This window comes from Terrabacter sp. Soil810 (assembly GCF_001429645.1).
Classification (GTDB): Bacteria; Actinomycetota; Actinomycetes; order Actinomycetales; family Dermatophilaceae; genus Terrabacter.
In genome coordinates this window covers 381,293-403,394 of the sequence record NZ_LMSW01000014.1, presented here as the reverse complement: position 1 = coordinate 403,394, position 22,102 = coordinate 381,293, and the positions used below count along the sequence as shown (strand labels likewise).

The window sequence follows — 22,102 nt, the reverse complement described above, 5'->3', positions numbered from 1 at the left end:
TCCCACCGGAGTCGTTGTCCCATGGGCATTTGCATCAACATCGACGAAACCGGGACATGTCTGCGCACTGCAGCTTTGCTGCGAGGCTCAGCAGATCGTTTCAGTGGGTACCGGGTCGGACGAGGCCGGACTCGTAGGCCGCGATGACCGCCTGGGCGCGATCCCGGACCCGGAGCTTGGAACGAATCCGGTTGACGTGGGTTTTGACGGTCGCCTCGCTGACGAAGAGGTCGGCGGCGATCTGCTGGTTGGTCAGACCGCACGCGATTCGTCGAAGCACGTCGACCTCGCGCTCGGTCAGGGCGGCGAGCATCGCCCGAGACGCCTCACCTGGTGCGGGACGGTGTACGAAGTCCTCGATGAGACGGCGAGTGATGCTCGGGGCCAGAAGCGAGTCGCCGGCGTGAACCTGCCGGATGGCGTCCACCAGCCGGTCGGGGGGAGCCGTCTTGAGCAGGAACCCGGATGCCCCGGCCCGGAGAGCCGCGTAGACGTAGGCGTCCGCATCGAAGGTCGTCAGCACGAGGACCCGGGCTCGGGCCCCGGTGTCGTAGAGCCGGCGGGTCGCCCCGATCCCGTCGAGCCCAGGCATCCTGATGTCCATGAGGACCACGTCCGGGTCCGTCTCCAGGCAGGAGGAGACCGCCTCGTCCCCATCTTCGGCCTCACCGACGACGGCTATTCCCGGCTCGCTTTCGAGGATGAGCCGGAGGCCGGCGCGCACGAGGGACTGGTCGTCGGCGACGACGACCCGAATGGGGCTGGCTGGGCCCGGCGCAGGGGTCATCGCACGGAGCTGACGGGGATACGGGCTTCGACACGGTAGCCGCCGGCCGCGGTCCTGGAAGCGGTCGTCTCCCCGCCGTAGACCTGGACCCGCTCACGAATTCCGGTCAGGCCGTTGCCTCCTCCGTGATGCGAAAGTCCGTCGGTGCGGCGAGGGCCCGGGTCCTCCACGGCGGCCACGACGGCGCCGTGGTCGACCTTGACTGTGACGGATGCCCGCGTCGCGCAGGAGTGTTTGCGAACGTTGGTCAGTGCCTCCTGCGCGATGCGATAGAGAGTGAGCTGGACACCGGGCGGCAGCTCGCGTCCGGCGGCGTCGACGTCGAGGTCGACCTGCACGCCAGCCCGATCGACGTTCGCGGCCAGCGATCCCAGGTCGGCCACCCCGGGCTGGGGGACCAGGCCAACCGTGGTGTCTCCGTCCCGAAGCACTCCGAGGAGTCCGGCCAGTTCGGTCAGTGCCTGGCGTCCGACGGTCTGGATGGCCGCGATCGACTCACGCGCCCGATCGGGACTCGCCTGCAGAACGCGTTCGGCAGCGGCGGCCTGGACGACCATGACGCTCACCGAGTGGGAGATGACGTCGTGCAGCTCGTGGGCGATGCGCGTCCGTTCCTGCGCGGCCGCATCGCGCTGGGCCTGGGCACGCTCGGCGTCGAGCCGCACGGCCGCACCTCGCAGGCGGGCTGCCTCCTCCGTGCGGTGCCGGACCGTCCAGCCGAACGCGAGGGCCACGCTGCAGAAGACGGCACCGAAGAGGAGGTTGCCGGGGGAGGCGCCGACCATCCAGGTCTGGACCGCAAGCGAGGCGAAGATCGTCGCAGTCGCAGCGATGGCAACTCTGAGACTGCCGTAGGACACCGCTGCGTAGAGGGCCGCCACCATGGACATGAGCGGGACCATGGGGGCCTGAAGGGGCACCCCTGCGGCGGCCTCGATGATGCCGAGGATCCCGAGCGCGACGCATACGGCCATCGGATGGACACGGCGCCAGACGAGGACTGCGGCCATGAGGAGCTCTGCGGCGATGGCCAGCCCGCGAGTGCGGATCTCCGGGATCATGGCGACCTCGGCTGCGGCGAAGATCAAGAGCGCCGCGGCGATCGCGATGTCCAGCCCGTTCGGCCTCGTTCGGAGCTCCACCTGCCCATCGTCCCGCCAGTTCGCGCGTCGCGCATCAACTTCAGGGTGGAGGCCGATCAACCCTGGGGCTGCGGCTCGTGCCGCGAGGTTCAACCCCGGTGCGGCACCCAACACCCGTAGGCCGATTCGGCGCGACCGCCCGCGGCCCGATCGTTGGGGAGGGTCTCCGTGAGGGAGCCACCAAGACACGTCTGACGAAGGGTTAGGGACATCATGAACAAGACGCTGGCAGGACTCGGCATCACGGCACTCTCCGTCGCCCTCACGGGCACGGCCGCTCCCGCGCAGGCGGCGGACGGGACAGAGAGGGTGACCGTGCACTACAACTCGAACGTGGAGGGCCGGTCACTCGCCGTCGCCCACGGGCCGATCACCGGAGTGGGCTGGATGACAGCGGAGCCGATCGTGCAGGACGCCGCCGTCGTGACGCTGGACTTCCGCTCCGGGAAGGTCACGATGAGGGCCACGATCACCAGCGAGGTCCTGCTCGGGATCGACTTCACCACCTGCAAGGCGAGTGTCGACGTCGCCGGCCGCTGGACCGTCATATCGGGCACCGGCGCCTACGTCGGCGCCGAGGGCTCAGGGGAGTTCGGGGCGCTGCGCCACATCTCCGGCGACCGAGTCGCCGGCCAGTGCCAAGGGCCGGACTCCGGTCGCGAGCCGCGCCAGGTCCGCGAGATCTTGCATTTCACGGGCGGTGTCACGCTCCCCTGACACGGCGGCGTGAACGTCCACCCGAGCAACTGCCGGTAGAAGTCGATGAGCGCCTGGGGCTCAGTCGCATGGATCTCGAAGTGCACGACGAGGTTCGACACGGCAACTCCCTTGAACGATGGGCTTTCACGCTTCGCCGGTCGGACGGCATCCTCCAGAGGTCTCGTCGGCCCCGGCTGGTCACTTCAGCACGAGGGCCAGGGATCCGCCGACGATCAGGACCGACTGGAGGCTGTGCACGATGATTCCGAGCCAGACGCTGCGATAGCGGCGGGTGGGGTAGGCCAGCGCCAGCGTGTCCAGCAGGGCCTTCGGGATCGCCCATGGCATGTGCAGGTGGTACAGCGCGAAGAGGACCCCGTTCGCCAGCCAGTCGGCCCGCCCGAAGACGCCACGCATCCGGGGCAGCAGCAACCCGCGGAACAGCAGCTCCTCGCCGAGCACCGTGTTGAACACGGCCATGACCACGATCACCGCGAACCAGGGCCAGTTCCCGGACAGGAAGTCGTGTCCGTTCGTCGACCGCATGAACGCGCCCAGATCCCGGTCAGCAGGGGCAGGCACCGAAGGAAGGAGCTGCCCGAGACCGACGACGAGCACCGCCGGGAGCAGGACCCACCACACCCGACCACCGACGCGAGCGGTGCGCGGGCTTCGGGGTCGGTGCAGCCAGAGCGCGTCGGCAAGCGCGTGCCACCGGAGCGTCCCGGTCTCGCGTCGCACCAGCACCAGCACCAGCACGCCCTGCCAGATGAGGCCAACGGTCAGGCACGCCAGCAGAGCCCGCGGCCAGGCGTTCGCGCCGTCCAGCCGCCCCGCCAGTGCCGGGGCCACCAGCCAGGACAGCCCTGCCATCGGCAGGGCTGCGGCAGCCCACACCCCCAGGATTCCCCGCGGGCTGTACTGGCGCGGCTCCGCCCCCGTGGCGGGTGTCCGGCTCGGGGCGACCGCCGGCGCGTACGACTGGGACATGCTGACCTCCTTGGCTTGCCACAGGATGTCTTTCCGCGACCAGGTCCCACATCCGGGATCACCCTGAAGTCCACGCTGAGCCGACCCTGAGCGGCGGGTCCGACGGCCGACGCGCGTCATGACGCCACGTGCAGGGCGGGTGGGCCGAGGTCGGCTGCCGTACGCGAGCGAGTGTGACAATCGTCGGTATGGAGGTGGGGCTCGTTTCCCGCGCGATGACCGCGGCCACAGGCCTGGCCCAAGCGCTGGGGCTGCCGGTCGACGACGTCGTCGTGCTCCACAGCTCGAACAAGCTCGCCCTCCGTCTGTTGCCGTGTGACGTCGTCGCGCGGGTCGCCGTCGGTGGGCACGCGGTCGCCGCGCTCGAGGTCGAGCTCGCCCGACAGCTCGCTGCCGCAGCCAGCCCCGTCGCGGCACTCGCACCCGGGGTCGAGCCGCGCCTCCACGAACGCGACGGCTTCACCGTGACGTTCTGGACCTTCTACGAGTCGGTGGTGCCTGGCCTGGATGCAGCAGCCACCTACGCTGACGCGCTCCACCGCCTGCACGCCGGCCTTCGAGGCGTCGACATCGAGACGCCGCACTTCCTGGACCGCGTGGCCGAGGCTGAACGGCTGGTCGCCGACCAGCAGCAGACCCCCACACTCGCTGCGGCCGACCGGCGCCTGCTCCTGAGCACGTTGCAGGACGCCCGGGAACGGATCCGTAGCCGCGGCGCCGACGAGCAGCTGCTGCACGGCGAACCGCACCCGGGCAACGTCCTTCACACCACGGACGGCCCGCTCTTCATCGACTTCGAGACGTGCTGCCGTGGACCCGTCGAGTTCGACGTCGCGCACGTGCCGGACGACGTCAGCGCGCACTATCCGGATCTCGACCGCGTCCTGCTCGCAGAGTGTCGACGGCTGGTCCTGGCGATGGTCGCCGCCTGGCGCTGGGACGTCCGCGACGAGTTCCCGCACGGGCCCCGACACGGGCGAGACATCCTGGCCATCCTCCGCGACGGCCCACCGTGGCCCGCCCTGGGGCCCCTCACCGCTCCGTAGGCACTCCTGCCAGCCGGCGATCGCCTGGCCGACACCGGATTAACGACGCGCCTCCTCCCGTCTCGATACACGCTTGACGCAGCATCCCCGTCCTCGAATACTATGAGTGAAGTATTCCAACCGGAGGATTCGCCATGACACGTCGACGCGTCAGCAACCCCCTCGCCCTGGCCGTGCTCGGCTGCCTCGGGGAGCGGCCGATGCACCCCTACGAGGTCAGCCAGACGCTGCGGCACCGCGGCAAGGAGAAGAGCATCCGGCTCAACTACGGGTCGCTCTACTCGGTCGTGGCCTCCCTCGAGAAGCACGGCCTCATCGCGGAGCGCGAGAAGCTCCGCGAGGGCAACCGCCCCGAACGGACCGTCTACGAGATCACCGCGGCCGGGATGGACGAGTTCGAGGACTGGCTCTCCGAGCTGCTCAGCACCCCGTCGACCGACCCGTCGTCCCTCGAGTCCGCGCTCTCCCTCATCGCGGGCCTCCACCCGGACGAGGCGGCCCGCCTGCTCGACGAGCGCGTGGCCAGGCTCGATGTCGAGCTGCGCTCCATCGCCGCGGGCAACGAATGGGCTCGGGAACAGGGCCTCCCCGAGGTCTTCCTCGTGGAGAGCACCTACCGCGAGGCGATGCTGAGCGCCGAGCGGACGTATGCCGCCGGGCTGGCGGCCGACATCCGCTCCGGGGCCCTCGGGGGCACCACGACCTGGCGCCGGCTGCACGAGCTGCGCGCGGCCGGCATACCGATGGAGCAGGTCCTCGCCGACCCGGTCCACCACCTCGGGGAGGAGGGACGCATCCTGGCGAACCAAGCCACCCAGAGCGGTCCGGCCCCCGACGGGGCCTGACGAGAACCCCCGGCCCGGCGCGGCAACGCCGGGCACGGGGGCCATTCCTCGAGTCGGTCGCGAACGACCTGCCTGACGGCACTCAAGGCACACCACGAGCCTACGGCAGCCGCACCGACCGACTCCCCAACGATCCGGGCGAGAGCCCGCCATCCCGGACCACCCGGTCCGGGTCGTCATCGAAGGAGTCACCATGACGCACCGCCCTGCGACCCTCGTCGCAGATGCACGAACAGACCACTCCCCGTGGGCCGTCGAGGCCCGCGACCTCGTCAAGACCTACCCCGTGGGGCGCTCTAAGCCGCCCGTCCGGGCCCTCGACGGGCTGACGCTCCAGGTGCGTCCGGGCGAGATCTTCGGCCTCCTCGGACCCAACGGGGCCGGGAAGTCGACCACCGTGCGCATCCTGTCGACCTTGTCCCGTCCCGACTCGGGCGCGGTCCGGGTCGCCGGCCACGACGTCCTCCGGGAGCCCGCAGCCGTCCGGCACAGCATCGGGCTCGTCTCCCAGAAGCCGAGCGCGGCCCCGTTGATGACCGGACGCGAGAGCCTCGAGATGGCTGCCCGCATCCAGGGCCTCGGCCGCGATGCGGCTCGGCGCAGGACGGGCGAGCTGCTCCACCGTTTCGGCCTCGCCGACGCCGCCGACCGGCTGACGCGCACGTGGAGCGGAGGCATGAACCGCAAGCTCGACGTCGCGATCGGCCTCGTCAACCGGCCCGCCGTCCTCTTCCTCGACGAGCCGACGACCGGGCTCGACCCCGAGGCGCGGGCCGAGATGTGGGCCGAGATCGCCCGGATGGCAACGGTGGAGCGCACGACCGTGCTCCTCACCACCCACTACCTCGACGAGGCCGACCACCTCTCCGACCGCCTCGCCATCGTCGACCACGGGCGCGTGGTCGCCGAAGGGACACCTGACTCGCTCAAGAGCGAGCTCCATGGCGACAGCATCGTCATCGAGCTCACCGACGCGGCCGCGGGCGCCGATGCCGCACAGCGCCTCTCGCGGGTCCCGGCCCTCGTCGACGTCGTCCACGAGGGCCGGACGGTCCGGGGCCGGACCGACCGCGGGGCCACCGTGATCCCAGCCGCGCTCGCCGCGCTCGAGCAGGGCGGGGTGGAGGTCGCGTCGGCGACGGTGGCCCGGCCCTCCCTCGACGACGTCTACCTGCGCCATGCCGGCCGCGCGTTCGAGGCGGTGGCGTCGTGACCACGCTCGCCCTGCACTCGGCCCTGCTGACCCGGCGGTCCGTGACGGCACTCGTCCGCCAGCCGGCGTTCGTCGCCATCACCCTCGTCCAGCCCGCCATCTGGCTGCTCCTCTTCGGTGCACTCTTCGAGACGGCGGTCCAGATCCCCGGCTTCGGCGCCGACGGCCGCTCCTATCTCGAGTACCTCACTCCCGGCGTCGTCGCCATGACGGCGCTGTTCTCCGCGGCCTGGGCGGGCACCGTCTACATCGAGGACATGACGCTCGGCGTGATGGACCGGATGCTCGCCTCGCCGGTCCGGCGCGGGGCGATGATGAGCGGCACGATCGCCTACCAGAGCATCACGGCGATCGTCCAGACGGCGGTCATCATCGGCATCGCGTATGCCGCCGGGGCCCGCTTCGACCGCCCCTTCCCAGGCATCGTGCTCACCTTCGCCGCCGCAGTCCTGCTCACCGTCGTCTTCGCGGCGCTGTCCAACGCGGTGGCCCTGCTGTCCCGGGACCAGAACGCCCTCATCGGGATCAGCCAGCTGCTCTCGCTGCCGCTCGCCTTCCTGTCGTCGGCGATCATGGATCCGCAGCTCGCGCCCGACTGGATCCAGACCGTGGCGACGTACAACCCCCTCGACTGGGCCGTCGTCGTCAGCCGCGAGGGGCTGGCCGCCGCACCGGACTGGGCCGCTATCTGGCCGCGCCTCGGCGCGCTCACCGCCCTCGCGATCGTCATGAGCTGGCTCGCGACGAAGGCCTTCGCCGCCTACCAGCGGTCCGTCTGAGAGGACGCCGTGTGCCACTGGGACGGGTCGCGCGACCCGTCCCAGTGGCATACGTGCGAGTCCAACGGGGGGTCGTCCTCACGGCTCCGGTCGCGGGTCGGCTGCCCGCGACCAGGCGATCGCGATCAGTCGGCGCAGCACGTCGAGATCGATGTCGTCGAGCTTCTTGACGTAGACACAGCCTGCGCCTTCGGTGTACCTCCCCAAAGAGGGCAGCAGCGCCGCTCCCTCGGGCAGGTCCTTCAGCCCGTACAGCGACAGCTGTGCCTTGCGCGGGGAGAAGCCGGTCTTCATCCATTCGCCCTGCGTGCGCGGGTTGGCTTGCGACACATAGTGATAGCTGCCGTAGCCGACGATCGACGGACCCCAGAGGACCGGGTCAGCACCGGTGACTTCGTGGAAGATCCCGGCGAGACGCAGACCGTCCTCGCGTCGGCAAGCGGGTGTGGCGGCGTCGAGGAAGTCGTCAACACTCGCATCCGTCGGCACCGTCTTCTGCTCACCCATGCGCTCAGTGTCGCAAAGGATCGGGGCCGCCGGTGGTGCCGCGACCCAGGTCTCAGGAGACCCTGACCACGACCTTTCCCAGGGCGCGCCCTTCCCCGACATGGGCCAGCGCGGCAGGGACCTCGTCGAGCGTGAAGGTGCGGTCGATGTGGATGCTCACCTCGCCCGCCACGCACAGCGCGGCCAGCGGCTCGAAGTGGACCGGCCCCTCCTTGACGGCGAGCACCCCGATCCGGCGATGGGTGAGCCGCCCCATGACGGTGCCGAGGGTCAGCACTCGCAGCAGCGTGGGCACCGACCCGCCGACGCACCGATACCTGCCCCCAGGTGCCAGCGCCCGCCGATACGCGAACACCGAGCGATGTGCGACCAGATCCAGGATGAGGTCGTAGGCGCTGGTCTGCCGGGTGAAGTCGTCGCGCTCGTAGTCGATGACCTCGTCCGCGCCGACAGCCGACATGAAGTCCAGCTTGCCGGCGTTGTCGACACCGGTGACGTGAGCGCCGAGCCGCTTGGCCAGCTGGATCGCGAAGGATCCGGACCCGCCGCCGGCACCGTTGACGAGCACTCGTCGTCCCGCCATGGCGCCATCGGTGCCCTGCAGCGCGATCGCGCCCGCCTGCGGGATGGTCGATGCCTCGGCGAACGTGAGCTGCGCCGGCACGTGGGCCAGTGCCGACTCCGGCGCGACCGCGTACTCCGCGAACCCGCCCTTCAACGCGAGGTTGTCGCCGTACACGCGGTCTCCCGCCTGGAACCGGGCGACCCCCGCCCCGACCGCGTCGACCACCCCCGCGATGTCCGATCCCAGCGTCCGACGTGCCGGAGAGCGAAGCCCGCCGATCCGCGCATATGAAGGCGACCCGCGCAGGCACTCCCAGTCGCTGAGGTTCACCGACACCGCAACGACTTTCACCCGCACCTGCCCGTCACCGGGCACCGGGACCGGGACGTCCTCGACGCCCAGGACGTCAGGGGATCCGTACCGGTCGTAGACGACCGCCTTCACGTCCGTCTCCCGGCACACCTGGTCATGACGGCAACGTAGCAATGCCTGCGACCGCTCAGCAGGATGCTGTGCGAGATGGTCGTATCACCGGCATCTTCGTGTCGCTCTCGCGGGTGATGCCCGACCGGTACCCGCTGGCCGAAGAGCTCCCGTGGGACCTCGAGAACGAGCGCGGGTTCGGGCGCATCCTCGACCTCGGCATGATCCAGCCACGGCTGCGCGTGCTCTACCAGTGGTCCGCGTCAGAGCTGTCGATCCCTGAGCTGTCCGGTCTGGTCCAGGACGGTGTGCCCACCTATGCGTGGGACACGAACGATGCGGAGCCGTGGGGGCCGTCGCGGGGCTGGACGGCTCGTGCGGCTCGCACGGTGCTACCGCAGCCGGACATCGTCGGTGAACGATGAGCGAGGAGCCCTTCCGTCATCCGCATCAGCGCCGCCCCGTCGCGATCGACGAAAGTGTACGGTGTGAACACATTCCGGGCGGTCCCCGCCTCGGATCGACCAACCCGGCTCCGTGGACCGCTCACACTGGAGGCAAGCGATGAGGCTTCTCCTCACGTCTGGCGGCGTCACGAACCCGAGCATCCGCGACGCGTTGGTCGATCTGCTCGGCAAGCCGATCGCCGACTCGAGCGCCCTGTGCATCCCGACCGCCCAGTACGGACACCCCTGGGTCGGCCCTGGGGTCAAGGCGTGGCAGTTCATCAGTGGGAACTCCGGGAACCCCATGGTCGACCTGGGCTGGAAGTCCGTCGGCGTGCTGGAGCTGACTGCGCTCCCCAGCATCGACGAAGAACGCTGGGTGCCCCTGGTCCGGGAGACCGACGCGCTCGTGGTGGCCGGGGGCGATGTTCTCTACCTGTGCCATTGGATGCGGCAGTCGGGGCTGGCGGACCTGCTTCCGTCGCTCAGCGAGACGGTCTGGGTCGGACTGAGTGCCGGAAGCATGGTGATGACCCCCGAGGTCGGGGACGACTTCATCCAGTGGAGACCGCCGACCGGGGACGACAGCACCCTGGGCATCGTCGACTTCTCGATCTGCCCCCATCTGGCTCCCGACGGCATGCCGGGCAACTCCATGGCCGAGGCGGTGCAGTGGGCGGCGGGTATCTCGGGTCCGGCGTACGCGATGGACGACCAGACCGCCATCACGGTCGTCGACGGCACCGTTGAGGTCGTGTCAGAAGGGCACTGGACGCTCTTGTCTCGCAACCGTTGACGCGACCGACTGTCAGGACGACGCACCGAGTCGGTGGCGCACCACCCTCCGGCGCAGAGTGGGCGACGCCTCGACCTCGTAGCCGGCGTCGAGGAAGACCTGGAGCAGCCCGACCGACGCCTCGTCCCAGATCACGGTCTTCCCCGGCGGCGGCTCCGTGGGGTAGCCCTCGAGGACGCGAGCGCCGACCTGCTGGCCGTACTCGACGGTGGCGGCGGCGAGCTCGTACATCAACCCCTGTCGACGGAAGCCCTTGCGCACGACGAAGCAGGTGACCGACCAGACGCCCTCGAGGTCGGGGTCCATCCGCATCCAGGCCTTCTGCCGGGCCCAGATCCTCGGGTAGTTCTCCCGCGGCTCGACCGCGACCCAGCCGGCCGGCTCACCGTCGACGTACCCGACCAGGCCGGAGGTGGGGCCGCTCGTGCCGCAGCCGGCCTGCTCCAGGAGCGCGGCGTCGCGCTCCTCCTGGGTCGTGTCGCGCCAGATCCAGCCCGGGACCTTGAGCGCCTGGCAGCGGCACTTGCCGGCACCGCCGGTGTCGAACACGGCCTCGACGTCCGCGGTCGTCGCGTCGTTGGCCGGTCGCCAGCTGAACTCGGGCACACCACGAGACTAGTGGCGGGCCGCCAGCCAGTGAGGACGTCGTGACGATCAACCCGTGACCTCGTCGATACGTCACACGGCGCCCAACGGGCTCCCTCCGTGCGTTCAGCGGTGCCGCCGAGGAGCGGTTGACCCGTGAGCTCGTCGGCACGGACGATGGTCCGAGCAGGCATCAGAGCACGGGGCGGCGAGCCCGGAGACGCTGGAGGTTTGTCATGCCAACCGAATCCCGCTCGTCCGAGCAGGCGCCGATCACCTTCGCCGGCGAGCTGCTGGCCATCGAGGACACGACCCTCGTCCGCCTGCCGGAGGATGCCAGCGAGCAGCTCCCGTCGCGTGGGCAGGTCGCCGTGCACGCATCCATCGGCGGCCACGACTTCGAGACCGTCGTCGAGCCTGACGGCCGACGTGGTCACTGGATCCGCGTCGACGAGACCCTCCGACGGGCCGCCCGAGTCGGACCCGGCGACACGGCCGAGCTGACCCTTGAGGTGGTTCCGGAGTGGCCGGAGCCCGACGTCCCTGAGGACCTCGCCGCCGCGCTCGCCGAGGCACCCCCGAGGATCCGCGAGGTGTGGCAGGACATCACGCCGATGGCCCGATGGGAGTGGGTCCGCTGGGTGCAGGCGACGAGCAGCCCCGAGACCCGGCAACGGAGGGTCGAGGTCAGCATCTCGAAGATGGACGGCGGGAAGCGGCGGCCGTGCTGCTTCGACCTGGCCTCGTGCACCGACCCGGACCTCGCCAGGAGCGGCAAGCTGCGCGACCCCTCCTAGGACCCTGCCGACGTCGACTGGGCCGGTGGCCCGCCTCGCATCGCGACCTTCCGCGAGACACGACCCTGGCACCGTGGGATCTGCCTGCGGTCAGCGCTTCGACGGCGTGGGCGGGGTGGACGGGGCCGGGAGCCGCTTGCTCATCTACTTCTGCACGAAGCGGATCGCGGGTCGTGGTGCAACCTTGATCGCCAGACTCATCAGCCTGGAGTCCGGGCCGACGTAGATGTGCAGCTTGTCCTTCTCGATGCCGCGGATCATGGCTCTGGTCACGGCTGCTGGACCTGACCGTCGATGCGTCGGCGTTCGTGGAGATGGTGGTCGATGCCCGACGCAACCTGCCCGACTACGACGGCGGCGAGCGGCTCCTGCGCCTCGTGGAAGCAACCCTCCCACCCGCTCAGGAAGCGGGACTCGCCAGCCCACGCCTCACCCCCGCAGACGTCCTGCTGGCCCAGCGAATGGCGTACGGCGTCGTGGTCACCGCGGCCGGCGAACCCACCTCGGTGCGGGAGACCGTGGACCGGGCCCTCTCCCTCATCCACGCCTGACGCCGGCCGTCGTAGGCCGAGCATGTGTGCCGCACCACCGCCTGGCGGACTCATGACCGATCCGGTCTGCCCGTTCCGGCGTGCTGGATGGACTGGACCTTCCAGGGGACGTAGGTCTCTGGTCTCCACACCCCAGAGCGACACGATGGAAGGGGGAGGAGTGAAGGAGGTATCGCCATGCGACAGCCCTTGATCTGGGTCGCCGTGGCCCTGTTGCTCGTCGGCGCGGTCCTGCTGGTCGCGGACGTCGGCGCATCGGGTCTGTGGATAGCCGTGATCACCGTCGGCATCGCCTTGGTCGCCATCGAAAGCCGTCGCCGTCGCCAAGGACAGCATCACGCCTGACCGGCAGCCCGGTCCACGACCCGGTGCGCAACGCGTGGGCCGGCAGCTACTTGTTGGGGGAGACCGGCCTGTCGCTGACCGGGGTGATCTCGCAGACCGTGACACCAGCGCCCGGTTTGAGGAACGCCTGCAGGTGAGCGATGTCGTCGGTCTCCACCACGAGGTAGGTGGTGTGCTGCGGGAAGGCGAGCCAGAAGCCGTGGACCGTGACATCAGGATGGTCGCCGTCGAACAGCGAGCGTGAGCCCCCGGCGCCGAACGGACAGTCCGCCGGTGCATGCGATTGCTTGATGTGGAACAGCATGGTGCTCCTCGGTCACTGTGCGTCCGTGCGAACGCTCCCGAGGTCCCAGAGTCTCACGACGGCCTGCCGAGGCATTCATGATCGGCGAAGTTGCCGCCGCGCGATGCGCGGGTCGTACCGTGGGGGGATGCCGACCCGCTCGGGGGACTTCGAGCTGACGATCGACGAGCTGCGCTCCGTCGTTGCGTATGCCGTGTCGTGCGCCGAGCCCTCCTTCGTCCTCTTCGAGAGGACCCAGCCCGACGACCCGCGCCCGGCCGCCGCGCTCGAGGCGGCGCGCGCCTTCGCCGATGGCGCGCCCCGCTCCCGCCTCCAACGCACTGCCGCCACCGACGCCCACCGCGCCGCGAAGGACGCGTCCACCGAGCCCGCCCGGCACGCGGCGATCGCTGCTGGCGACGCGGCCGCGGCGGCATACCTCCATCCGCTGGCCAAGGCGACGCAGGTGCGTCACATCCTCGGTTCGGCGGCCCATGCCGCTCGGGCGGCCGAGCTCGCCCGTGGTGATGACCCCGTGGTCGCCGAGTACGTCGTCACCGCCGCCGCCAAGCGGGCCACGCCCGTCGTCCTCGACGTGCTCTCCCGCTACCCGCGAGCGCCGCAGGGCCGCACCCGGGTCGCGTCCCTCATGACCCGGCTCGACAGCCTGCTCCGCGACCCGCCACCCACGCCGCGCGTCGTCGACGACCCGGGCCCCTTCTTCCACGGGACGAGGGCCGACGTGGCTGTCGGCGAGCTCCTCACGCCGGGCTGGCGCTCCAACTACGGCTCAGGACGTCAGTCGAGGCACATCTACCTCACGGCCACCCGCGAGGGCGCGCCGCTCGCAGCCGAGCTCGCACGCGGCGACGGACCCCCGCGGGTCTACCGGGTCGAGCCGGTCGGCACGATCGAGGACGACCCCAACGTCACCGACAAGCGCTTCCCCGGCAACCCCACCCGCTCCTACCGCACCACCGAGGCGTTGCGCGTCGTCGAGGAGATGGTCGGCTGGGAGCCTCCACCGGCGGCGATGGTCGAGCACATCCGCTCGCGCATGGGCGAGCTGGCCGAGCTCGGCATCGAGGCCATGGACGACTAGGGACCGATCGAGGAGGGACGTTGACGGACTACGAGGTCAGGGCGCTGGGGCCGGACACCTGGGACGCCTACGCCGCGATGATCGAGCGGCACGGCGGCGTCTTCGGTGGGTGCTGGTGCACGTGGTTCCACACGATGAGCTGGGAGAAGGAGCGCGAGTACGAGGCCAACCGGGACCTCAAGAAGCGCCTCGTCGAGGAGGGCCGGGCCCACGCCGCGCTCGTCTTCGACGGCGACGAGGCCGTGGCGTGGGCCCAGTTCGGGTCACCGGCCGAGCTGCCCAACATCCGCCACCGCAAGCAGTACGAGGCGGAGACCGACGTCCTGCCCGACTACCGCGTGACGTGCATCTTCGTCGACAAGCGCCACCGCCGGAAGCATGTGTCGGACCTCGCCCTGCAGGGGGTGGTCGACCTCATCGCGGCGTCCGGCGGCGGCACCGTCGAGGGCTACCCGCACGACAAGGGCGGCAAGCGGGAGGCCGTGCTCTACAGCGGCACCCGCACCCTCTTCGAACGCACCGGCTTCGACTACGTCCGCCCCAAGGGCATGACCAACTGCGTCATGCGCCGCACCGTGCCCTGAGCCGCGGCCACCGCGTCCGTGGTCAGCGGGTGAGCTCCGCCTCCTCGACGAGTCGCTCCAGCTTGGTGGGGTTGCGCATCGCGTAGACGTGGGTGATCCGGCCGTCCTCGACGTCCACGCTCACCACGGTCGTGCCGAAGGCCGGCAGGTCGATCCGGACCGCCCGCCCGCCGTTGAGCGAGAGGGTGGCGATCTGCGCCCCGCTGGCGACCTTGGGGAAGGCCGAGAGGAACGCCGCCACCCGGTCGGCCCCGTGGACCGGATGCCGCGCGGCGCGCGCGATCCCGCCGCCGTCGGCCACGAGGACGACGTCCGGGGCGAGCACGTCCATCAGCGCCTGCACGTCGCCGGTCGTCACCGCGGCCATGAAGCGCTCGAGCACCTGCTCCTGCTCCGACCGGTCGACCAGCACCCGGGGGCGGCGGGCCGCCACGTGCTCCCGCGCCCGATGCGCCACCTGGCGCACGGCCGCCGTCCCCTTGCCGAGGGCCTCCGCGATCTCGTCGTACGGCACGTCGAACACCTCGCGCAGCACGAAGACCGCCCGCTCGGTCGGGGTCAGCGTCTCGAGCACCGTCAGCATCGCGATCGAGACGCTCTCGGCGAGCTCGACGTCCTCGGCGACGTCCGGGCTCGTGAGCAGCGGCTCCGGCAGCCACTCACCGACGTAGTCCTCCCGCCGGCGGGCGAGGGTCCGCAGCCGGTTGAGCGCCTGCCGGGTGACGACCCGCACGAGATAGGCGCGCGGGTCCCGCACCTCGGCGCGCTTGTCGTCGTCGAGGTCCGCCCACCGCAGCCAGGTCTCCTGCACGACGTCCTCGGCGTCGGCGGCCGAGCCGAGCATCTCGTAGGCGACGGTGAAGAGCAGGCTGCGGTGGACGAGGAACGGGTCCCGGCTCATGCCGACGAGCGTACGGCGGCACGCTCCGCCATCGGCTTGAGGCCGCAGGCGGCGGCGAAGCCCTCCGACTCGATCCCCAGGGCGACGTTCGAGCGCGTGGTCAGGTTGGCGTAGCCGATGACGCTCGTCAGCTCGACGAGCCCGGCGGAGCCGAGCTGCTCCGACAGGCTCTCGACGAGCTCGTCGGTCACGGTCGGCGGCGTCTGGCTCATCGCCTCGGCGTACTCCAGCACCTCGCGCTCGAGCGGCGTGAACACCTCGGACTCGCGCCACCGCGGGATCTCCCGCGCCCGCTCCACGTCGAGCCCGTGGTTGTTGGCCATGAAGTAGTTGAAGTCGAGGCACCACGAGCAGCCGACGAGCGAGGCCACGGCCATGTGTGCGAACGACTTGAGGCCCTCGTCGCACTCGTCCCACTTCTGCAGCTGCTGTCCGAAGCGCATGCTGGCCTTGAGCACCGGGACGTGGTGCCACATGACGCCCAGCGACTCGGGCACCTGGCCGAACATCCGGGCGCTGAACTTCTTCACCACCGCGCCGTACAGGCCGGTGATCTCCTTCGGGGGGATCCTGGTGGTCATCATCTCTCCTCGTGGGATCGTCGGGTTGCGTCGACATGAAGACACCGGCCGCGCCCCGGATGTGACATCCGGGCGTCGAGAGACCTGAACGACCTCCGGCTCGTGCCCTAGGGTCGGAGCGACCCGCAGCGGAGGCCACCGAGGGGAGCAGACGTGCCGAGTCCCCTGGTCCGCACCAAGCTCTACGTCCCCCGCGGGCGCCATGTCGTGGTGCCGCGCTCGCGCCTGACCGACCACCTCACGCGCGAGTGGCCGCCCCGGCTCACGCTCGTCGCCGGACCCGCCGGGTTCGGCAAGACGACCCTCGTGGCGGCGTGGGCCGGGGCGTCGGGCCGCCCCGTGGCGTGGGTCTCGCTCGAGGAGAGCGAGCAGCAGCCCGCGTCGTTCTGGACCTACGTCGTCACCGCCCTCGACACCGCCGTGCCGGGCGTGGGCGCCGGCGTGCTGCCCCTGCTGCAGGCCCCGCACCCGCCCATGGAGTCGGTCCTCGCGACCTTGCTCAACGAGCTCGAGGCCCTGCCCGACGGCGTCGACCTCGTCCTCGACGACTACCACCTCGCCGACGGGCCCGCGATCGCCGGCGACGTCGCCTTCCTCCTCGAGCACCTGCCCCCTCAGGTGCACCTCGTCATGATCACCCGCGCCGACCCCGCCCTGCCCCTGGCCCGGCTGCGAGCGCGGGGAGAGCTCGTCGAGGTCCGTGCCGCGGACCTGCGCTTCACGGTCGAGGAGGCGACGGCATACCTCAACGACGTCGTCGGGCTCGACCTGGACGACCCCGAGATCGCCATGCTCGAGGGCCGCACCGAGGGGTGGATTGCCGCGCTGCAGCTGGCCGCGCTCTCGCTCCAGGGCCGTGACGACGCCGCCCACTTCATCGCCGGCTTCGCCGGGGACGACCGCTACGTCGTCGACTACCTCGTCGAGGAGGTGCTCGGCCGCCAGCCCGACGCCGTCCGCCGCTTCCTCCTCGACACCTCGATCCTCGACCGGCTCAGCGCCTCCCTCTGCGACGCCGTGACCGGTGCGGGCAACGGCAAGGCGATGCTCGAGTCGCTCGAGCGCTCGAACCTCTTCGTCATCCCCCTCGACGACAGCCGCCAGTGGTACCGCTACCACCACCTCTTCGCCGACGTCCTCCGCGCCCACCTCCTCGAGGAGCGGCCGGGCGAGGTCGCCGGACTGCACCGGCGGGCCGCCGAGTCGTATGCCGTGTCGGCCGAGCCGGTGCCCGCCGTCCGGCACGCCCTCGCTGCCGGGGACGTCGAGCTGGCCGCCGACGTCATGGAGCGCTCGGTCATCGGGATGCTGCGCCGGCGGGACGAGGCGACGGTCCGCGGGTGGGTCGACGCGATCCCCGACGAGGTGGTGCACCGCCGGCCGGTGCTCGCGGTCGGCTTCATCGGGGCCCTGATGTCGAGGGGCGAGTTCCAGACGGTCCCGACCCGGCTCGACGAGCTCGAGCAGGTGCTCGCCGACCCGCCGGCGGACCGGGTGGTGCTGGAGGAGCACGAGCTGGCCCGCGTGCCCGGGGCGATGGAGACCTACCGGGCAGCCCTCTCGCTCGTCGCCGGTGACCCGGCCGGCACCGTCGCCCATGCCGACCTGGCGATCGCCCGGGCCGCGCCCGGCGACGACCTGACCGTCGCGGCGGCCTCCGCGCTCTCGGGGCTCGCCTCGTGGGCCGGCGGTGACCTCGAGTCGGCCCACCGCGCGTACTCCCTTGCCGTGAAAGGGCTCGAGCGGGCCGGCAACATCGCGGACGTGCTCGGCTGCTCCATCACGCTCGGCGACCTCCGGGTCACCCAGGGCCGCCTCGGGGACGCCAAGCGGACCTACGAGGACGCGCTCCGGCTCGCCGAGGCCCACGAGACCGACGGACCGCTGCGCGGGGAGGCCGACATGCTCGTCGGTCTGAGCCAGATCGCACTGGAGCGCAACGAGATCGCTGCGGCGACGGACGACCTCGAGCGTGTCGCCGCGCTGGGCGAGGGGCTCGGTCTGCCGCAGAACCCCTATCGGTGGCGGGTCGCCCGTGCGCGGCTGCGCGAGGCCCAGGGGGACCTGACCGGTGCCGTGGACCTGCTCGACGAGGCCGAGCGCGTCTACGTCGGCGACTTCTCGCCGGACGTGTGCCCCGTCGCAGCCCGCCGGGCGAGGGTGCTCGTGGCACTGGGCCGCACAGACGAGTCTCTCGACTGGGCGCGGGGGCGCGAGCTCACGGCCGACGACGACCTGAGCTACGTCCGCGAGTTCGAGCACCTCACGCTCGCGCGGATCCTGCTGCACCAGAAGGACGCCGACGGGACGGCGCGGGCTGCGGCATACGGCCTCCTCGACCGGTTGCGGGTCGCGGCCGAGAAGGGCGGGAGGACCGGGACCCTCATCGAGGTCCTCGCCCTGCAGGCGCTCGCGGTCAGGAGCGCGCCGGGGCGGCTCGACCTCCGGCGCGCCCTCGACACCCTGGAGCGCGCGCTCCGTCTGGCGGAGCCGGAGGGCTACGTGCGGACCTTCGTCGGCGAGGGCGCGCTGATGGCCGACCTGCTCGGGGCTCTCGTCCGGCAGGACCCCTCGTGGCGCTACCCGCGCCGCCTCCTCCGGGCGATCGAGGGTGCCACGACCGGCCCGAGGCACCAGGGCCTCGTCGACCCGCTGAGCGCACGCGAGCTCGACGTGCTCCGCCTCCTCGCCACCGACCTCAGCGGGCCGGCGATCGCGGGCGAGCTCTACCTCTCGCTCAACACCGTGCGCACGCACACGAAGAAGGTCTACGCCAAGCTCGGCGTGGGCGGGCGCCGGGCGGCCGTCACGCGGGCGCGCGAGCTCGGCCTGCTCTGACCCTCCGGGAGGCCCGCGGACCCCGCCAGCCCGCCGGACCCGCCGGACCCCTGCTGAGGATCACCACCTCGCTCACCACATGAGGTGATCCCCGCTCACCACCTCGGTCCCTAGCGTGCGGGACATGAACACCGCAGCCACCGACCCGGACGGATCCGGGTTCTACGAGATCCGCCTCCAGGGCCGGCTCGACGCCCGATGGGCAGCCTGCTTCGAGGGCCTCACCCTGACCACCGGTGACGGCTTCACCCTGCTCGCGGGTCCCGTCACCGACCAGGCCGCACTGCACGGCCTGCTGCACCGGCTGCGCGACATCGGCCTCCCGCTGGTCTCCGTCCGACAGGTCGGGACCGACGACGAGCCCCGCACACCCCTCCACACCGACTCGACCCCAGGAGCCTGACATGACCATCACCGCACCCACCGTCACCACGACCGACGGCGTCCCCAGCCGCCGTTCCACCCGCGCCCACTCCCGCGCCGCCGGCATCTTCTACCTGCTGACGTTCGCGTCCTCCATCCCGGCCCTCATCCTGCTCGCGCCGGTCCTCAACGACGCGGCCTACGTCACCGGCGCCGGCCAGGACACCCGCGTCCTGTGGGGCTGCCTGCTCGACACCGTCAACGCCCTCACCGCGATCGCCTCCGCCGTGGCCGTCTACTCGGTGGTCAAGCGCCAGAACGGGGGGATGGCCCTCGGCTTCGTGACCTCCCGCCTCGTCGAGGGGGCCGTCGTCATGATCGGCGTCGTCAGCCTGCTCGCCGTCGTCACGATGCGCCAGGACTACGCCGGGTCCGGTGCCGACCCCGCCTCCCTCACGGTCACGGCCAACGCGCTCGTCAGCGTCCGGGACTGGACCTTCCTCTTCGGCCCCGGCCTCATGCCCGTCTTCAACGCGCTGCTCTTCGGCACCCTGCTCTACCGCTCGCGGCTCGTGCCCCGCCTCATCCCGACCATCGGCCTCGTCGGCGCGCCCCTGCTGTTCGCGGCGTTCGTCGCCAACCTCTTCGGCATCTTCGACCAGGTGTCGACGGGCTCGTTCTTCCTCACCCTGCCGATCGCGGCCTGGGAGCTCAGCGTCGGCCTCTGGATGACGTTCAAGGGCTTCCGCCCCGAGGCCGTCGCCGCGCTCGAGGCCCGGGATGCCGCCTGACCGAGGGCGACGACGCCACGAGTGGCGTCCGGGAGGTGGCTCCGCACCAGCGGGGCCACCTTCGTCGGTCGCGGGGCACGCCCCATGGCACCCAGGCCCCCGGGGGAGCCGTGGCCCCAGGGGAGCCGCGGCAGCGTCAGGCGCGGAGGACCTTGTCCATCGTCCTGCCCTTGGCGAGCTCGTCGACGAGCTTGTCGAGGTAGCGGATCTTCTGCATGAGCGGGTCCTCGACGTCCTCGACCCGCTCTCCGCAGACCGTGCCCGTGATCGCCGAGACGTTCGGGTTGAGGTGGGCCTGGCCGAAGAAGTCCTCGAAGGTCGTCTCGGCGGCGAGGTGGCGGTCGAGAGCCTTCTCGTCGAAGCCGGTCAGCCACTCGATGACCTCGTCGAGCTCGGCCTTGGTGCGACCCTTCCGCTCCACCTTGGTGACGTAGTGCGGATAGACCGACGCGACGGACGTGGTGAAGATGCGGTGCGCCATCCTCCGAGGGTAGCGACGCCCGCGGACGCGGGCATCGACCGCGGCGCGAGCAGGAGCCCACGGCATACGGACGCCGATCGTCCGGGAGACGGCCTAGCGTTCTCGCCATGGCTATCGCTCGCTACCCCAGCTTCGTCATCGACTGCCCCGACGCGGAGGCACTCACGACCTTCTACGGCACCCTGCTCGGCTGGACCACCAAGGCGTCCGACGGGTGGGGCGAGATCCGCGACGCCGAGACGGGCCAGTGCATCTGCTTCCAGCAGGTCGAGGACTTCACCGCCCCGAGGTGGCCGGCCCAGCAGGTGCCGCAGCAGATGCACCTCGACGTCATGGTCGAGGACCTCGACGCGGCAGAGCCCGAGGTGCTCGCACTCGGTGCGACCAAGCACGAGCACCAGCCCGGCACGTCGTTCCGCGTCTTCCTCGACCCGGCCGGCCACCCCTTCTGCCTGTGCGTCGACTGACTCCTCAGCCGACGAGGTGCTCGAGCGCGAGCTGGTTGAGGCGCACGAAGCCGTAGTCGCGCACGGCCGCCTTCTCCGGGTCGAAGCCGTCGTCGGACGCGAGGAAGTCGTCGAGCGACTCGTCGGCGCCCAGGGTCGGCTCGGCGAGGTCGAGCACTCCGGCATACGCCCACGCCTCGGCGGTGCGCGGGTCGGCGCGGAAGGCGGCCGCCTTGTCGGCGAGCAGGAGGTACATCTCCATGCACGCCTTCGCCGACTCCCACACGCCGTCCATGTACTCGGTCCGGGACGGCTTGTAGTCGAAGTGCCGCGGCCCCGTGTAGCGCGGCCCGTCGGGCAGGCCCGGGAAGCCGTTCTCGAGCAGGTCGACGGTGAAGAACGCCGAGACGAGGTCGCCGTGGCCGAAGACGAGGTCCTGGTCGAACTTGATGCCGCGCTGGCCGTTGAGGTCGATGTGGAAGAGCTTGTCGCTCCACAGCGCCTGCCCGAGCGCGTGCGTGTAGTTGAGCCCCGCCATCTGCTCGTGCCCCGTCTCGGGGTTGAGGCCGACGATGTCGCCGTGGTCGAGCTCGGCGATGAGGGCGAGCGCGTGCCCGACGGTCGGCAGGAAGATGTCTCCGCGCGGCTCGTTCGGCTTGGGCTCCAAGGCGATCCGCAGGTCGTAGCCCTGTGACTTGATGTAGCCGGCGACGGTGTCGAGGCCCTCCTTGTAGCGATCGAAGGCGGCGTGGACGTCCTTCGACCCGTCGTACTCGCTGCCCTCGCGGCCGCCCCACATGACGAAGGTCGCGGCACCCATCTCGGCGGCGAGGTCGACGGCGCGCAGCACCTTGCGCAGGCCGAAGCGGCGCACGCCGCGGTCGTTGGCGGTGAGGCCGCCGTCCTTGAAGACGGGGTGGCTGAACGTGTTGGTCGTGACCATCTCGATGGTGAGGCCCGCGCGGTCGGTCGCGTCCTTGAGCTGGGCGGTGATGCGCGCGCGCGTCGCGTCGTCCGCGTCGAAGGGGTAGACGTCGTTGTCGTGGAAGGTGATGCCCCAGGCGCCGATCTCGGCGAGCTTGTCGGAGTACTCCCACGGGTCGAGGACGGGGCGCGTCGGGCCGCCGAAGGGGTCGGTGCCGGTCCAGCCGACGGTCCACAGGCCGAAGGAGAACTTGTCGTCGGGGGTGGGCTGGCGCGTCATTGCGACTCCTCT

Annotated in this window: 28 protein-coding genes; 16 read left to right on the top strand and 12 right to left on the bottom strand. The window is 70.9% G+C overall.

Annotated features, from left to right (window positions below; genetic code table 11):
- Positions 1–100: 100 nt before the first annotated feature.
- Together ASG96_RS20195 and ASG96_RS20190 are read right to left on the bottom strand one after the other, a co-directional pair.
- Positions 101–787 carry a response regulator transcription factor gene (locus ASG96_RS20195; RefSeq protein WP_057589114.1) on the bottom strand — a complete coding sequence of 229 codons (687 nt, stop codon included), beginning with the start codon at positions 785–787 and terminating at the stop codon, positions 101–103.
- A complete protein-coding gene (locus tag ASG96_RS20190; RefSeq protein WP_057589113.1) occupies positions 784–1,929 on the bottom strand; it encodes a sensor histidine kinase in 1,146 nt (381 codons plus the stop codon). The genes ASG96_RS20195 and ASG96_RS20190 overlap by 4 nt, the downstream gene beginning before the upstream one ends.
- Before the next feature lie 213 nt (positions 1,930–2,142).
- Here ASG96_RS20190 and ASG96_RS23430 point away from each other — a divergent pair, with 213 nt between their 5' ends.
- The gene (locus ASG96_RS23430; protein ID WP_057589112.1) at positions 2,143–2,646 is read left to right on the top strand and encodes a hypothetical protein; all 504 of its coding nucleotides are present in this window, start codon (positions 2,143–2,145) and stop codon (positions 2,644–2,646) included.
- 180 nt (positions 2,647–2,826) lie between these two features.
- Here ASG96_RS23430 and ASG96_RS20180 read toward each other — a convergent pair whose 3' ends face one another.
- The gene (locus ASG96_RS20180) at positions 2,827–3,618 is read right to left on the bottom strand and encodes a CPBP family intramembrane glutamic endopeptidase (protein ID WP_057589111.1); all 792 of its coding nucleotides are present in this window, start codon (positions 3,616–3,618) and stop codon (positions 2,827–2,829) included.
- 188 nt (positions 3,619–3,806) lie between these two features.
- On the opposite strand from ASG96_RS20180, the gene ASG96_RS20175 reads away from it, so the two are divergent.
- The 4 genes from ASG96_RS20175 to ASG96_RS20160 all read left to right on the top strand — a co-directional run bounded on the left by ASG96_RS20175 (position 3,807) and on the right by ASG96_RS20160 (position 7,501).
- Entirely contained in the window at positions 3,807–4,664 is an 858-nt protein-coding gene (locus ASG96_RS20175) for a phosphotransferase family protein (RefSeq protein WP_056755008.1), read from the top strand.
- Between the two features lie 134 nt (positions 4,665–4,798).
- Positions 4,799–5,509, top strand: a complete 711-nt coding sequence (locus tag ASG96_RS20170) for a PadR family transcriptional regulator (protein WP_082588600.1) — start codon at positions 4,799–4,801, stop codon at positions 5,507–5,509.
- A 193-nt stretch (positions 5,510–5,702) separates the two neighbouring features.
- Positions 5,703–6,722 (top strand): ATP-binding cassette domain-containing protein, encoded by a 1,020-nt coding sequence (locus ASG96_RS20165; protein WP_057589110.1) that lies wholly within the window; start codon positions 5,703–5,705, stop codon positions 6,720–6,722.
- Positions 6,719–7,501, top strand: coding sequence for an ABC transporter permease (locus ASG96_RS20160; protein WP_057589109.1), 783 nt, complete (start codon positions 6,719–6,721; stop codon positions 7,499–7,501). The genes ASG96_RS20165 and ASG96_RS20160 overlap by 4 nt, the downstream gene beginning before the upstream one ends.
- 78 nt (positions 7,502–7,579) lie before the next feature.
- Here the strand turns inward: ASG96_RS20160 and ASG96_RS20155 are convergent, their stop codons facing one another.
- Together ASG96_RS20155 and ASG96_RS20150 are read right to left on the bottom strand one after the other, a co-directional pair.
- Positions 7,580–8,008: a DUF1801 domain-containing protein gene (locus ASG96_RS20155; RefSeq protein ID WP_057589108.1), complete on the bottom strand. Its 429-nt coding sequence runs from the start codon at positions 8,006–8,008 to the stop codon at positions 7,580–7,582.
- A gap of 52 nt (positions 8,009–8,060) precedes the next feature.
- On the bottom strand, positions 8,061–9,017 hold the full coding sequence (locus tag ASG96_RS20150) for an NAD(P)-dependent alcohol dehydrogenase (protein WP_057589250.1): 957 nt from the start codon (positions 9,015–9,017) through the stop codon (positions 8,061–8,063).
- Positions 9,018–9,085: 68 nt separating this feature from the next.
- Here ASG96_RS20150 and ASG96_RS20145 point away from each other — a divergent pair, with 68 nt between their 5' ends.
- Together ASG96_RS20145 and ASG96_RS20140 are read left to right on the top strand one after the other, a co-directional pair.
- Positions 9,086–9,421 (top strand): hypothetical protein, encoded by a 336-nt coding sequence (locus ASG96_RS20145; RefSeq protein WP_057589107.1) that lies wholly within the window; start codon positions 9,086–9,088, stop codon positions 9,419–9,421.
- A 139-nt stretch (positions 9,422–9,560) separates the two neighbouring features.
- Positions 9,561–10,238 (top strand): Type 1 glutamine amidotransferase-like domain-containing protein, encoded by a 678-nt coding sequence (locus tag ASG96_RS20140; protein ID WP_057589106.1) that lies wholly within the window; start codon positions 9,561–9,563, stop codon positions 10,236–10,238.
- 12 nt (positions 10,239–10,250) lie between these two features.
- On the opposite strand, the gene ASG96_RS20135 is transcribed toward ASG96_RS20140, so the two are convergent.
- Entirely contained in the window at positions 10,251–10,844 is a 594-nt protein-coding gene (locus tag ASG96_RS20135) for a GNAT family N-acetyltransferase (RefSeq protein ID WP_056754988.1), read from the bottom strand.
- A 215-nt stretch (positions 10,845–11,059) separates the two neighbouring features.
- Between ASG96_RS20135 and ASG96_RS20130 the strand changes: the two genes are divergently transcribed.
- Positions 11,060–11,620, top strand: a complete 561-nt coding sequence (locus ASG96_RS20130; RefSeq protein ID WP_057589105.1) for a YdeI/OmpD-associated family protein — start codon at positions 11,060–11,062, stop codon at positions 11,618–11,620.
- A gap of 144 nt (positions 11,621–11,764) precedes the next feature.
- Here ASG96_RS20130 and ASG96_RS24500 read toward each other — a convergent pair whose 3' ends face one another.
- Positions 11,765–11,893 (bottom strand): hypothetical protein, encoded by a 129-nt coding sequence (locus tag ASG96_RS24500; protein WP_255359608.1) that lies wholly within the window; start codon positions 11,891–11,893, stop codon positions 11,765–11,767.
- Positions 11,894–11,934: 41 nt separating this feature from the next.
- On the opposite strand from ASG96_RS24500, the gene ASG96_RS20125 reads away from it, so the two are divergent.
- Both ASG96_RS20125 and ASG96_RS23425 read left to right on the top strand, forming a co-directional pair.
- Entirely contained in the window at positions 11,935–12,171 is a 237-nt protein-coding gene (locus ASG96_RS20125; protein WP_157611071.1) for a hypothetical protein, read from the top strand.
- 177 nt (positions 12,172–12,348) lie between these two features.
- Positions 12,349–12,516: a hypothetical protein gene (locus ASG96_RS23425; protein WP_157611070.1), complete on the top strand. Its 168-nt coding sequence runs from the start codon at positions 12,349–12,351 to the stop codon at positions 12,514–12,516.
- Between the two features lie 46 nt (positions 12,517–12,562).
- Here ASG96_RS23425 and ASG96_RS20120 read toward each other — a convergent pair whose 3' ends face one another.
- The gene (locus ASG96_RS20120) at positions 12,563–12,820 is read right to left on the bottom strand and encodes a DUF3303 domain-containing protein (RefSeq protein WP_056754979.1); all 258 of its coding nucleotides are present in this window, start codon (positions 12,818–12,820) and stop codon (positions 12,563–12,565) included.
- 127 nt (positions 12,821–12,947) lie between these two features.
- Here ASG96_RS20120 and arr point away from each other — a divergent pair, with 127 nt between their 5' ends.
- On the top strand, positions 12,948–13,901 hold the full coding sequence (gene arr / locus ASG96_RS24735) for an NAD(+)--rifampin ADP-ribosyltransferase (RefSeq protein ID WP_057589104.1): 954 nt from the start codon (positions 12,948–12,950) through the stop codon (positions 13,899–13,901).
- Between the two features lie 20 nt (positions 13,902–13,921).
- Positions 13,922–14,485 carry a hypothetical protein gene (locus tag ASG96_RS20110; RefSeq protein WP_057589103.1) on the top strand — a complete coding sequence of 188 codons (564 nt, stop codon included), beginning with the start codon at positions 13,922–13,924 and terminating at the stop codon, positions 14,483–14,485.
- A gap of 22 nt (positions 14,486–14,507) precedes the next feature.
- Here ASG96_RS20110 and ASG96_RS20105 read toward each other — a convergent pair whose 3' ends face one another.
- Positions 14,508–15,386 (bottom strand): RNA polymerase sigma-70 factor, encoded by an 879-nt coding sequence (locus ASG96_RS20105; protein ID WP_057589102.1) that lies wholly within the window; start codon positions 15,384–15,386, stop codon positions 14,508–14,510.
- Entirely contained in the window at positions 15,383–15,967 is a 585-nt protein-coding gene (locus tag ASG96_RS20100) for a carboxymuconolactone decarboxylase family protein (protein WP_057589249.1), read from the bottom strand. Before ASG96_RS20100 ends, ASG96_RS20105 begins: the two co-directional genes overlap by 4 nt.
- 153 nt (positions 15,968–16,120) lie before the next feature.
- On the opposite strand from ASG96_RS20100, the gene ASG96_RS20095 reads away from it, so the two are divergent.
- The 3 genes from ASG96_RS20095 to ASG96_RS20085 all read left to right on the top strand — a co-directional run bounded on the left by ASG96_RS20095 (position 16,121) and on the right by ASG96_RS20085 (position 19,959).
- The gene (locus ASG96_RS20095; protein ID WP_057589101.1) at positions 16,121–18,805 is read left to right on the top strand and encodes a LuxR C-terminal-related transcriptional regulator; all 2,685 of its coding nucleotides are present in this window, start codon (positions 16,121–16,123) and stop codon (positions 18,803–18,805) included.
- A gap of 124 nt (positions 18,806–18,929) precedes the next feature.
- Entirely contained in the window at positions 18,930–19,208 is a 279-nt protein-coding gene (locus ASG96_RS20090; RefSeq protein WP_057589248.1) for a hypothetical protein, read from the top strand.
- Position 19,209: 1 nt separating this feature from the next.
- The gene (locus ASG96_RS20085) at positions 19,210–19,959 is read left to right on the top strand and encodes a DUF4386 domain-containing protein (RefSeq protein WP_057589100.1); all 750 of its coding nucleotides are present in this window, start codon (positions 19,210–19,212) and stop codon (positions 19,957–19,959) included.
- 136 nt (positions 19,960–20,095) lie between these two features.
- On the opposite strand, the gene ASG96_RS20080 is transcribed toward ASG96_RS20085, so the two are convergent.
- Entirely contained in the window at positions 20,096–20,440 is a 345-nt protein-coding gene (locus tag ASG96_RS20080) for a DUF2200 domain-containing protein (protein WP_057589099.1), read from the bottom strand.
- A gap of 107 nt (positions 20,441–20,547) precedes the next feature.
- Between ASG96_RS20080 and ASG96_RS20075 the strand changes: the two genes are divergently transcribed.
- A complete protein-coding gene (locus ASG96_RS20075) occupies positions 20,548–20,907 on the top strand; it encodes a VOC family protein (RefSeq protein WP_056754961.1) in 360 nt (119 codons plus the stop codon).
- A 4-nt stretch (positions 20,908–20,911) separates the two neighbouring features.
- On the opposite strand, the gene xylA is transcribed toward ASG96_RS20075, so the two are convergent.
- Positions 20,912–22,090 carry a xylose isomerase gene (gene xylA, locus ASG96_RS20070; protein ID WP_057589098.1) on the bottom strand — a complete coding sequence of 393 codons (1,179 nt, stop codon included), beginning with the start codon at positions 22,088–22,090 and terminating at the stop codon, positions 20,912–20,914.
- Positions 22,091–22,102: the final 12 nt, after the last annotated feature.